We start from the raw sequence: 12,751 nt of genomic DNA on the forward strand, positions 1-12,751 counted from the left end.
TATCTTCTAAGTAGTGTCATATTCAATATGAAATAAAAAAAGCAGCGAAGATTGTGGCATCTATTGCCCGATTCTTCGCTGCTTTTTTATACTTTTAGTTTATTCACCTGCGGAATCATCAGGCTTTTTCTTTCCAAATCGATTCACCAGTGCAATTCCTAATCGTCTGCGGAACTTCACAAGAATAAAGAACAAGATTAGCACCACAATAATCGCAATCGCTTCAAATGAATAGTGATGAATCCAGTGAAAGACCATCGTCCATTGTGGTCCGAAAATGCGACCTAATGCTAGAAAGATACTAACCCAGATCAATGCACCGCTATATGAGTAAGCAGCAAAGCGCCAGAACTTAAAGTTCATAACACCTGAGAAGTAACCGGTGAAATGACGTACTCCCGGTATAAAATATCCAAAGAATACAAGTGTATATCCATATTTACCAAACCACAGTTGTGCTTTATCCAGCTTGGATTGTGGCAACAACAACCATTTTCCATATTTACGTAAGAACGGAAGCCCTGCTTTTCGACCGATAAAATAAGTGATCGTCATCCCGATCGTTGTACCGGCAAACGCACAAAGAAATAATAGCACTATATTCAGGCGACCCATATAAGACAAATAGCCAGCATATCCCATCATTGTTTCACCAGGGAAAGGAAGAGCGATAAATTCAAGCAATAGTCCTAGAAAAAGCACCAGATAACTATGATGTGTAAAAAGAGATTCTATATAATGTATAAATTGCATGAGTTTTCCTCCGTGGTGCTATGATTTCTCTGTATTTGACTATTTTTCCTAAAATAAAACAATCTATTACATCATAATCTATCGGAAACTACAAAGTCTATTAATAGGTCTATTTTAAAAGAAATCTCGTTATTTCTGAAATGTAAACGTAATCTTGATAGAGAGTGGAAGAAAGTACACTTTTAATTGCTGTAGTAAGGTTGGAAGCCTTGACGGTGGCTTTTGCACATAGGTATAATTAGACTCATTGAAATGTGGGAGGTTCGTGAATGAATAGTCCAAGTGAAATTATTGTAGTTCTCGATTTTGGGGGACAGTACAACCAGTTGATCGCAAGACGTATCCGTGATCTAGGCGTGTACAGTGAATTAATGCCTTTTAATACCCCGGTCGAAAAGATTCGTGAATTGTCACCGAAAGGGATCATCTTTTCCGGTGGACCTTCTAGCGTGTATGCAGAAAATGCACCGCATGTCGATCCAGCGATCTATGATCTGAATGTGCCGATCTTCGGTATTTGCTACGGTATGCAGTTAATGGCTCAACAATTGTCCGGTAAAGTAGAACGTTCTGCGAAGCGTGAGTACGGGAAGTCTGATGTAGACTTTATGGCTCATTGCGCATTGAATAAAGGCATGGAATCCAGTCACACCGTATGGATGAGTCATGGTGACCATGTAGTCGGCTTGCCAGAAGGATTCGTATTGGATGCAAGTACAGAATCGGCTCCAATTGCTGCGATGAGTAATGCAGAGCGTCAATTGTATGCTGTACAGTTCCATCCAGAAGTACGTCATTCTGTGTTCGGTAACGAAATGATCCGTAATTTCTTATATGAAATTTGTAAATGTGCGGGCGAATGGAGCATGGAGACGTTTATCGAAGATACGATCGAAGAGATTCGTACACAAGTCGGCGACAAAAATGTATTGTGCGCACTAAGTGGCGGTGTCGATTCTTCGGTAGTGGCGATTCTTTTGCACAAAGCGATCGGTCCTCAATTAACATGTATGTTTATCGACCATGGTCTTTTACGTAAAGGCGAAGCGGAAAGCGTCATGGAGACGTTTGTTGGTAAGTTCGATATGAAAGTTGTCAAAATCGATGCCCAAGAACGTTTCTTGTCCAAATTGGCAGGCGTTGACGATCCTGAGCAAAAACGTAAAATTATCGGTAATGAATTTATCTACTGCTTCGATGAAGAGTCTCGTAAATTAGGCGACTTCGCGTATCTAGCACAAGGTACACTTTATACCGATATTGTAGAAAGTGGTACAGCAACAGCACAAACGATCAAATCTCACCATAACGTAGGTGGATTGCCAGAAGATATGCACTTCGAATTGGTAGAGCCACTCAAAGCACTATTCAAAGACGAAGTACGTAAAGTCGGCGAACAATGCGGATTGCCAGCTGCAATCGTATGGCGTCAACCTTTCCCAGGTCCAGGTCTAGCGATTCGTGTCTTGGGCGAAGTGACTGAAGATAAATTGCAAATCGTTCGCGATTCCGATTACATTTTGCGTGAAGAGATCGCAAAAGCAGGTCTTGAAAGCGAAATTTGGCAGTACTTCACTGCACTTCCTAACATGAAGAGCGTAGGCGTTATGGGCGATGCTCGTACGTACTCGTATACCGTAGGTATTCGTGCTGTAACATCGATCGATGGCATGACTGCCGACTGGGCACGTATCCCGTGGGATGTGTTAGAGAAGATTTCGGTGCGTATTGTCAATGAAGTCGATAATGTAAACCGTATTGTGTATGATATTACGTCCAAACCACCAGCTACGATTGAGTGGGAGTAGACTATAAAATAAAAATGAAGTTTTTACGCTAATTTAATAGGAATTTACATGTTATAAGAAGGTTTATTTTAAATAAAAATTAATTGGTTTCGCGCCAAACTCTCTACCCAAAATTGGTAGAACGTGAAACCAAATACCCTTGTCAAATTCTGATGGGGGTATTTTTTTATTAGATTTAGCATAATAGAGTTTACTTTTGGATAGTATATTCTCAGAAAAAATTGATTTGCCCAATCGAATTGATAACTCTGAGTATGGATTATTAAAGCGAACTACAATATTAAAACTTTCTTCAAAAGTTTTTAATCGAAGGAAAAACTATATTTGTCAAAGACTACTGTAAATGTAGTCTAAGTTTATGAACATATAGCTGCCTTTCCTGTTAGATAAATAATATGTGAATACATGTATTAGTTTATTAGTTTGCCTTCGATAATTTATAAATATATTTATTTGTACCATATCGTTAAAGCATTCATGTCAATAATTTTGTTACTCTAAATCTTAAATTTAATAAAAAATCCTTTGCCAGGAAATTTTTTTCAAACATACACCCCATATAGAGTGAAGGAAAGTAAGAGAGTGCAACAATGGCTATTTTTTTACTTCCTTTAATAAACATTTGAATTGGACCTGAGGCCAATTCGAAAATAGGAGGATTATTAATATGGAAAACAAATTATCAAGTGTTTTAAAATCAGACATCTTTCAAGTGGATAAGGCTCTTGAAAGTTGGCGTGATTCGGGTTTTGATTTATCTACGGCAGTAGGTGAGGTAGTTGATAATTCAATTGAAGCTGGTTCAAAGATTGTTAAAGTGATTCCTTATCAAAATAAGACTGATAAAAGTATAAATACAATTGTGTTCGCTGATAATGGATTTGGGATTAAATCGGATATACTAGCACAAACTTTAAAAATAGGTTTTTCGACTAGATATAATCAACGCAAGGGACTTGGTCGTTTTGGTGTGGGAATGAAAGTTGCTGCATTAAGCCAAGGAAGAAGAGTAGATATTTATACAAAGACTTTAGGGGAAGACCGATATTATCATGCTTTTCTAGATCTTGACCTCATAACAACAGAGGAACAAACTCACATTATTGCTCAAGAAATCGATGGGTTTCCAAAGGAATATGCAATGCATATGGCGTGGGATGAAGGGGCTCCTTTTGATTCAGGAACATTGATTGTCTGGTCTAAAATTGATCGTTTAACTAATGAAGGTAAATATGGAAATTCTATAAATGAATATTTACAGGAATTAACAAAGTTTCTTGCGAGAGCTTATCGGAAGTTTATTGATCAGGGCTTATTGATTCAATTAAGCGATAAATTTCTTGACCTATATGACCCATTAATGTTACTAGACAGCCCAAGAATTTCTAAACTCGTCGGTGAAAATAACTTACCTGCTGATGTTATTGATCGATCAGTTATTGAGATCGAGGGCGAAGAAGTAGTGATAACGGTTACTTTACTGCCAGAGGTGCTTAGGAAAGTTAAAGGAGAAGGTGGATATAAAGGTTCTGCATCAAGGTTTAAAGAGCTGTATCTAAAGGATCGCGATGGAAAGATTAGTATCCTGAGAAATGGAAGAGAGATTTATTATGATCCAATTCAAGGCATGTTTCCATCTAGGATTGAGAATATTGACAGATTTATTGGGGTGGAAATTAGTTTTCCCGCAACCCTTGATGAATATTTTCAAGTTCGCAATGTTAAAAGGGGAGCAGTTCCTGTTGGTAAGTTGAGGGCAGAAATTCGTAAAATTCTAGATAAACCAGTTAAAGCTGCTCGTAAACAAATTCAAGATGTATTTGCGAAAACTAGTACGGAAAAAAGAAAACATGATATAGAACATACTCCAGCAACAAAGGCAGTAAAAGAAGCTGAAAAGACTGCTATACCTGGAAGAGCTGGTTTAAATGCTACGGAAGATGAAGTAAAAGAGGTTATTAAGGATATACTTGAAGATGCTGGGATAGATGCTGATATTAACAAGGAACTAGCTGACAAAATGACCGAGCAAATTAATGAGCAACCTATTACCTTAGTAGACTCTTCGTGGCCTGGTAAAGAGTTGCTTGATATAACACATTTTAATGGTAAAGCAGTAGTGAAAATAAATCATCGGCATCCATTTATTAAACAAATTTATAATCCTATAAAAGAAGCGTCTAGCCAAGACCCTTCAACGATTAACCCTGATGAAATGATTGAACTTGCAAGAAAGGCTGAAGCTGCTATCGATGTATTATTTATGGCTTATGCTAAAGCTGAGAATATGCACGCAAATCCAGATGATGTGTATAGTGATTTAAGGACACAATGGGGTTTCTTTTCTGGGGCTTATGTTCGCGAATTGTTAAAATCGTTTTAATAAAACAAAAGTAGATATATTTTTTTTATTTCTTCTCCCGCATATAAAGTGAAAGCAGGAACGGAAAGTTGCTAAAATTTTAAAATATAGAAAATAAATTGTGAATTATGTAAAAAAATTATAAAATAGAGTTACCTGTAATCGATCCCGAGGACGGCTACAGTAAAAGTATGTAACTAGATTCTAACTTTTCAAAAAGATTCAGTGACCGACTATATTAGCGGACACTAGAAATGGGGCAAAAAAATGAATAAAAACTATCTACAAATGAGTCATGATGTTATTGATGCATTAATTCTGTTGGACAACATGAGAGCCAAAGCTCTTAAATCCACGAGTGGTTCCTACCGAATTGAGCGAATTGAGCAAGCAATGGACTATCTTTTGAATACGCCTTTAAAGCAGGGTAATCCAAAAACCATTGTACGAGATGTGTTAGGGAGTGCTGGCTCTAAAATTCGCAATAGAATTAATGTAATTAAAGAAGCGAGTGAGATGGCGGGTATTGCATCATTACTTGTAACTAATCAAACTACTAATGACTATGAAAATTTCAAATTGGAAGTAACGGATGAAATTAGCCGTATAGCTCTGAATAAGCAGATAAAGGCTGTTTTAGTAGAACTTGCTTCAGGTAAAGATGCTGTAGATTTAGCAGAATACTACAATACCAGTGTTAAGGCAATGCGAACAAGAGTTAGTAAAGCAAGGAAGGCATATAAAAAAGAATTGGGTCTTGCCTTATGAAGCCAAGGTTGTATAAGTTTACTCCATGGCTCATCCGTCTCCTAATTCCAAAAGGATTTAAAGGAACCTATATTCTTTACACAAAGAGTAAAAATACAGTAGTACCAATCTACGTTGGAAGATCTGATACGGATTTGCAACGTAGGTTATTGTATCACCCTTATTCGCAAATAGCCGACTACTTTGAATATTTCACCTTTGATTCAGCTGAAAAAAATTATTTATCAGAAACGGCATTATACCATTGTTTTGAAGGTGATATTGCAAATAAGATTCACCCTGCTATGCCAGCAAATACTCATTTAAAGTGTCCTTTCTGCAATAAGACCTATAATGACACACGTAGCAATAGAATTAATTTAATCTCTTAAATAATTTCTAAATACCTTGCTTAATAGAGCCAAACGAATTTCATAGGCGTTGGCTCTATTTTTAATTTGGAATTTATTTGACAGGCTCATGCAGCAAACAAGGCAAGAAGTTGATATAATATTTACTTATTTATCCAAAAAAACAATAAAGACTCTTTATATACTTATTTAGTTAAGTTAGCATACATAAGTCATGATAATAAAAGAGAACGTCCTGTTCATTTTAAGTGGAAATCCTAGAGTGGGAATAGGATAACCAAGCCTCAAAATCTTAGATCTCTAAGGTTTTGAGGTTTTTTTTTAGTTATAATGTATACAAAAAAAGGAGTGATTATCCATACTACAAATTAAGCAGTTACATGATTTTTTTAACAAATGCCTGTCTAAGTGACCTTAACGAAAGGATTGAACTTCATGGATAAAAGCAATTCGTTACCTCCAAAGCAAATCATTGATTCTTTTGAAGGTCTAGTAGATCATATTATGCAATATCATCTTGATGATGGCATGAGACAACATTTTCTTGATATTGAAGAAAAGAATCTATTTGAATTTCATTGGTCATTTGGAATGTTTATCCGCAATGCATATGAATTATCTGATACAGAGAAAGTTCCAAATTTAGTAGAACATTACAAAAGAATACTGATTACTGAAGCTGGAGAAGATCCAGACTTACTAACTTCAGAAAGTGAACCTTTATATTACTTTCTCCTAACAGGTCTGTTAGGTGATGATGGGTTATCAAGGCATATTCTCAAATTAATATGGAGAAGATTAAATACAGAGCATAGAGGTTAGTTTTAAACATAGATTGAACAACCCAAAGTATTGATATGTAGTTCAATTATCGAGACAAAATTTACAGAATGTTATCCATTATTCATATCATTTTTACTTTTCCCTTTTTTGAACATGATAAGATGAACCACATGATTTGGCTAAGTATTACAGAGGTAGCTACATTTTTTGAAATTTATATGTAAAGGAGGGCTTGAACATGACCGAATCCAATCACTTAATACCAGAATCCAAATTTGATTTTGGTGCAATCCAGCGATTACAGCAATTAGACCCTCAAGATCTAATCCCTATTCTTCCAGAACTACTTGTCTGGTTGCAGGATATTAACTGGCCTGTTGCTATACCGATGTCCAAAATACTGCTTACAGTTCCTGATGAAATTGTTCCTCATGTGCGAGACGTATTGCATACAGATGATACCGAATGGATCGAATGGTGTCTGCAATATATTGTTGGTTTTTTACCTGTAGCTTTGATTCGAAAGCTAGAACCAGAAATTCGTCGGATAGCTGATTCACCCACACAATGGGAGCATGAAACGGAAAGTCATATTACAGCACGAGAGATTTTAAATACATTAGATCATGATCCAGAAAATTCATGATTTTAAATACCAAAATAGCGATTTGATTCTACATATCAATTTAATATGTAATCTACAATCAGATACAACTAACGTATACAAGGAGAATATTTATGAAATGGACGATTAGTTTACTTTTAACATGCACGGTATTAACAGCTTGCGGTCAATCGAATCATCAGGCAACGACACCAGAGGCTACTGCCACATCCAAACCAAGTGTTACAGCATCGGCTGAAGTTAATCAAAAGACAACCAAAGCAAACCAGACTTCTACAGAGCAATCGGAAGAATCTACAGAAGATACTCCATACTATGGCGATTACCAGATGGACCCGGAAGATACATTTAATCATCTGATCCATAACAATCCGTTAGATCGGGCATACAATAAAGAGTATAATGAATTTCAGAACTCTAGTCAGTTCTCGACCGCCGGTTGGGTTGCTCTTGAAGGAAAGTATTTGAAATTATGGGATATCGAAATGAATAATACGATGCAACAATTGAAGTCCAAGTTATCTGCATCCCAGTATGCTTTGTTACAACAATCTCAAAAAGGTTGGGAAACGTATGATCAACAAGAAGCAGAATTCGTCGAAGATACGTTTTTGAAAGATTCGTATTTTGGTTCTCAAGGACAAGTAAGTGCAGTTAGTGCCCAATTGTCGAGAACACGTGAGCGAACTATTCAATTGATGGAATATGCTTACGAACATAATGATCATCAACTGAAATTTGTGTATCAATAACATATCCAGTCCATAACAGGAGGATTCTATGCTGACAACGACCAGAGCACAGATGAAGCGTCTGCAATTGCATCAACAAGGACTATTACAACCTCATTTGAATCACTATCAGGATGCTAATGGAGTATTACATGCACTCAACCGACTTGGTTATGTCCAGCTGGATACGATGAATGTATTATCTCGTAGTCAGGATTTATTTTTCTGGTCGAGAGATCATCGGTATCAGCGGGAATGGTTGTTAGAATTGTATGAGCAGCAGTCGATTTTTGAAGTGTATTTGTTTGCTTTGTGTTTGTTGCCAGCATCTTCTTATGAGCATTTGCATCATTATTTTGCACATCATCATTTGAAGATCATGAACCAACCGAAGTTAGATTTTATATTAAATATTTATGAGCAAGTACAGCTTAATCAGCCACTACGTTCGCGAGATATTGAACACGATCAGCCATCAAGTGGAGCGACATGGAGTATGACACCGGCAAGACGAGCATTAGACCAATTATGGCGTGCAGGCTTGATCAAGGTCAGTCGAGATCATCATTTCAATAAGTTATATACAATAACAGATCAGAATATTGAAGAACATCGGACGCTGGAACATGAACCGACGCTGAATACATATTTGCTTGATTTGACGTTTGAAAATTTGGGGATCGCCACGCTCAAAGAATTAAAAGCTTGCTTTAACCTCAATAAAACAGCAGTCAGCGAGTATATCCAGCAACAATTGGAACAAGGGAATATTCAGCAGATACAGGTGGAAGATTGGGCGGAAGAGCATTTTATTCGTACACAAGATATTCCGTTACTGTCTACTTTGGAAAAGTTAGAAGGTAGCGCAGCGACACTGTTATCTCCTTTTGATAATATGATTCGAGATCGGTCACGGTTGTTGAAGTTATTTGATGTGAATTATAAGCTAGAAAGTTATATGCCCAAAGAACAACGACAATATGGTTATTTTGCAATGCCAATTTTGATTGGAGAACAGATTATGGGTGTGATTGATCTCAAAAATGATCGCCAACGTCGGGAGTTACAGGTGCAAAAATTAACGTTATTTGATTCCGCTCAAGCCGTAGAGCACAAGCGCCAGATTGAATCTATATTGCAGAATTTATGTGTATTTGTAGAAGCAGAGCAGATTATTCCTGCGCAAGAAATCACTTATTTATAACCTTCCTATAGATGTAGTTATGAAAAAAGATAACAATTGCTTGAGCTACCTGAAACTCAAATCAGGTGGCTTTTTGGCATCTGAGATCCTATTTGTTCTAATCGTATATGAATATATATACATCTATAGGGCTTATACATCGAACATGATAAAATATAAATAGCGTATAAATAGCTCATAAAGACAAAAAGCAACACTTAGCTCAGCTAAATGTTACTGCTACGACCATAATACATTGTAATCTAAGCCATATGTATATAACACTACGACTGATATCTGGATATTACCAGGCTTAGAAATGGATAATGCCAGCTATTGTTAGCCGAAGGAGATCAGAGGATTGGAACCGTTAACGCTGATATTAAGTTGTATCGGATTACTGATTTTTTTTGCAGTGATTGCGATTGTATTACCACGAGTCTTGAATAAGAAAAGTATCACCGAACAGACGATACTGGAAGGTTATTCGGCACGAGCAACGATTATCTCGATTACCCCGACAGGTCAATATAGTAGTGGACAACCGGAGATTCTATTGGTGGTGAAGATTGAGCGTCCAACAGCACTTCCTTTTCAAGCAACAGTCAAAACAACAGTCTACACGATGAATCTTCCCAAATTTCAAGAAGGTACCAAAGTCCATGTGAAAGTATTCGAAGATCGCAAAGGCAAACATATCGTCGTCAAAGGGACACTAGATTATCCATAAAGTCTGTAGAATACTAGCTAAGTATGTTTCTATTCAACAGAATCAATAACAGTTTCTCCGAGATAGTACAAATAATCTTCTTTTTTGATAGATGCTAAGAAATTCTCTCGATATGCGTATTTCTACACCTGATACTAGAGCAATTCTATCTTTATGATAGACGTATAACAGAAGTATTCAGGAGGTAGTGCACATTGGTTAGCCAGACTGTACTGGATTACCGCTGGATCGGGCAACGGATTCGAGAGATTCGACAGCAACGTGGATTAACACAGCAACAATTGGCTTTAGGGATTTGCAATCAATCGCAGATCAGTCGTATTGAAAAAGGAGTCGAATCGGTATCGGCTGAGATTTTATTTCAGATTGCACATAAGTTTAGTCTGGATATCCGTATTTTTTTCGATATGACTGAACAGCAGATCAATGAGATTCAGAGTATTCGTAAAAATATTAGATATTTGCAAAAAAAGCATATGTATCAGGAGTTATTGCAATATATTGAAGATCATCAAGTAGAAGCGATATGTCGTTATTCGTTGATGGATCAGCAATTTGTACTGTATCAGAAAGGAAACGCCTATGTGCATCTGGGAGCTGTAGATCGTGGATTTCCTATGATTCAGTTAGCTTTGAAATTAACATATCATTGCGAGCGAATTCCAGCGTTGTATGAGATCGAAGTGATTCAGGCGTTAGCCATTGCGTATGGATTCGATGGAGATTATAGAGCATGTATAGGTTGGTTACACAAATGCTTGCGTGCACTTCATGTCTATCGTGAAGGTAGTGATCAGTTTACGCCTATCTTTTATTATTTGTCGAAAGCTTACTCGGATACGCAAGATTATCGAATGGCTATTGAATATGCTACGCAAGGTATTCGCTATTGTGAAAATCATAAAATCGGCTATTACCTTGATCAACTGTATTATGAATGTGGCTACAGTTATGAGCAGATTGGACAACAGTTCAAAGCAGAGCAGTGTTACACCAAGTTCCAGTTGCTACAAGATTTATTTTGCACGTATTAATTCTTCATTCGATGACCCCTCATAGTCGCTGTCACAATACACCGTCCACCTTTTCCTTATGGAGAAGGTTTTTTTTGTTTGGATCGTTTCCGTTGATCTAGTAATGGATCGGAAAAGGAATAAGGCGATGTATAATTCGCCTTATATTATGCGGATATACATAAGTTTTTCACAATATAAGCATTATAATTCAGTTATACCTGAAATAAGGAATTTATTGGAAAAGGAGGAAGATCGTCTGCTCGTGATTGTATTGTCTATGGAGATGTCGTGAAAAGCAACCGTCGTATAACGCATGATCTTATTCCACTATTTGAAGGAGTGCATATAATGAATATCATTCAAAAAGGCAAATTAATGAAATGGGTACTGGCTGGAGTAATGAGTTGTTCACTGCTAGCAACATCTATGCCAACGACTCAAGCCGCAGATAGTGCTTCAACAATGCCAAGTATTAGTGGTAAAAAAGTTATGGTGGGTTACTGGCAAAATTGGACGTCTTCTGCCAAAGATGGATACGCGGGAGGATCTTCACGCACAATAGCTTTAAGTGAATCTCCAACAGCTTATAATGTCGTTACAGTTGCTTTTATGACTGGCAACGGGATTCCTACATTCAAGCCAGATCGAGGAACGGATGCTGAATTTCGTCAGCAAGTGGCTACATTAAATGCAAGAGGAACAGCCGTTATTCTTTCGTTAGGTGGAGCAGATGCACATGTGCAACTGAGTGCAGGACAAGAGCAAGCATTTGCCAATGAAATTATTCGTCTGGTCGATGTGTATGGTTTTGATGGATTAGATATCGATTTGGAGCAAAATTCGATCAAAGCAGGAAGCAACACAACCGTTATTCCTTCCGCTCTCAAAATTGTCAAAAATCATTACAAAGCTCAAGGACAGAACTTTTTGATCAGTATGGCTCCGGAATTTCCATACCTCAAGCCAGGTGGAGCGTACGAACCATACTTAACCAGTCTAGCAGGTTATTATGACTTTATAGCGCCTCAACTATACAATCAAGCAGGTGACGGTATTTGGGTAGATGAAGTGAGCAAATGGTTAGCGCAAAATTCAGATGCAGACAAATACAATTTCCTTTACTATATGGCAGATTCCTTTATTCATGGCACAAGAGGATTACTACAGATTCCAGCCGATAAATTAGTGCTAGGGTTACCAGCGAATCCAGATGCAGGTGGCAATGGAACTGTCAAAGATCCAACAGTAGTCTATAACGTATTTTCCAAATTACAATCACAAGGGCAATCGCTTAAAGGTCTAATGACATGGTCAGTGAACTGGGATCTGGGTAGCAATAGCGCAGGAACACCGTATAATAAAGCATTCTCCAATGCATATTATAACTTGATCTATAACGGTACTGCGCCAACGACTCCAACCACACCGACTATACCAACCAATCCTACTCAACCAACAGCCAAAGCATGGACAGCGTCTGCGGTATATGTTGGTGGAGATACAGTCAGCTATAATGGCAAAACGTATCGTGCCAAATGGTGGACTACCGGCGAGACACCAGGACAAGCAGATGTATGGCAACAGCTATAATCTCTTTTTCGATCAAATAAATCTATACCGCATAGCGAGTGATATTATTGGG

Annotated in this window: 11 protein-coding genes and 1 pseudogene; 11 read left to right on the top strand and 1 reads right to left on the bottom strand. The window is 37.4% G+C overall.

What is annotated here, in order from left to right; genetic code table 11:
- Positions 1-99: 99 nt before the first annotated feature.
- Positions 100-753 (bottom strand): DedA family protein, encoded by a 654-nt coding sequence (locus tag PQ456_RS03050; protein WP_273614809.1) that lies wholly within the window; start codon positions 751-753, stop codon positions 100-102.
- A gap of 269 nt (positions 754-1,022) precedes the next feature.
- Between PQ456_RS03050 and guaA the strand changes: the two genes are divergently transcribed.
- From guaA to PQ456_RS03105, 11 genes and pseudogenes are all read left to right on the top strand, one after another.
- Positions 1,023-2,561, top strand: a complete 1,539-nt coding sequence (guaA, locus tag PQ456_RS03055) for a glutamine-hydrolyzing GMP synthase (RefSeq protein WP_204826635.1) — start codon at positions 1,023-1,025, stop codon at positions 2,559-2,561.
- A 667-nt stretch (positions 2,562-3,228) separates the two neighbouring features.
- The gene (locus tag PQ456_RS03060; RefSeq protein ID WP_273614810.1) at positions 3,229-4,944 is read left to right on the top strand and encodes an ATP-binding protein; all 1,716 of its coding nucleotides are present in this window, start codon (positions 3,229-3,231) and stop codon (positions 4,942-4,944) included.
- Between the two features lie 246 nt (positions 4,945-5,190).
- Positions 5,191-5,691, top strand: a complete 501-nt coding sequence (locus PQ456_RS03065) for a hypothetical protein (RefSeq protein WP_273614811.1) — start codon at positions 5,191-5,193, stop codon at positions 5,689-5,691.
- 785 nt (positions 5,692-6,476) lie between these two features.
- Positions 6,477-6,863, top strand: a complete 387-nt coding sequence (locus PQ456_RS03070; RefSeq protein WP_273614812.1) for a hypothetical protein — start codon at positions 6,477-6,479, stop codon at positions 6,861-6,863.
- A gap of 199 nt (positions 6,864-7,062) precedes the next feature.
- Complete coding sequence (locus PQ456_RS03075) at positions 7,063-7,470, top strand: DUF5071 domain-containing protein (RefSeq protein ID WP_273614813.1); 408 nt, start codon at positions 7,063-7,065, stop codon at positions 7,468-7,470.
- 92 nt (positions 7,471-7,562) lie between these two features.
- A complete protein-coding gene (locus PQ456_RS03080) occupies positions 7,563-8,201 on the top strand; it encodes a lysozyme inhibitor LprI family protein (protein ID WP_273614814.1) in 639 nt (212 codons plus the stop codon).
- 28 nt (positions 8,202-8,229) lie between these two features.
- Positions 8,230-9,384 carry a DNA glycosylase AlkZ-like family protein gene (locus tag PQ456_RS03085; RefSeq protein WP_273614815.1) on the top strand — a complete coding sequence of 385 codons (1,155 nt, stop codon included), beginning with the start codon at positions 8,230-8,232 and terminating at the stop codon, positions 9,382-9,384.
- A gap of 340 nt (positions 9,385-9,724) precedes the next feature.
- Complete coding sequence (locus tag PQ456_RS03090; RefSeq protein WP_273614816.1) at positions 9,725-10,093, top strand: hypothetical protein; 369 nt, start codon at positions 9,725-9,727, stop codon at positions 10,091-10,093.
- Between the two features lie 194 nt (positions 10,094-10,287).
- Positions 10,288-11,127, top strand: coding sequence for a helix-turn-helix domain-containing protein (locus tag PQ456_RS03095; protein WP_273614817.1), 840 nt, complete (start codon positions 10,288-10,290; stop codon positions 11,125-11,127).
- Positions 11,128-11,484: 357 nt separating this feature from the next.
- Positions 11,485-12,489: pseudogene (locus tag PQ456_RS03100) on the top strand (chitinase); the annotation flags it as partial.
- A gap of 6 nt (positions 12,490-12,495) precedes the next feature.
- A complete protein-coding gene (locus PQ456_RS03105) occupies positions 12,496-12,699 on the top strand; it encodes a carbohydrate-binding protein (protein WP_273616225.1) in 204 nt (67 codons plus the stop codon).
- Positions 12,700-12,751: the final 52 nt, after the last annotated feature.

The organism is Paenibacillus kyungheensis, assembly GCF_028606985.1.
Classification (GTDB): Bacteria; Bacillota; Bacilli; order Paenibacillales; family Paenibacillaceae; genus Saccharibacillus; species Saccharibacillus kyungheensis.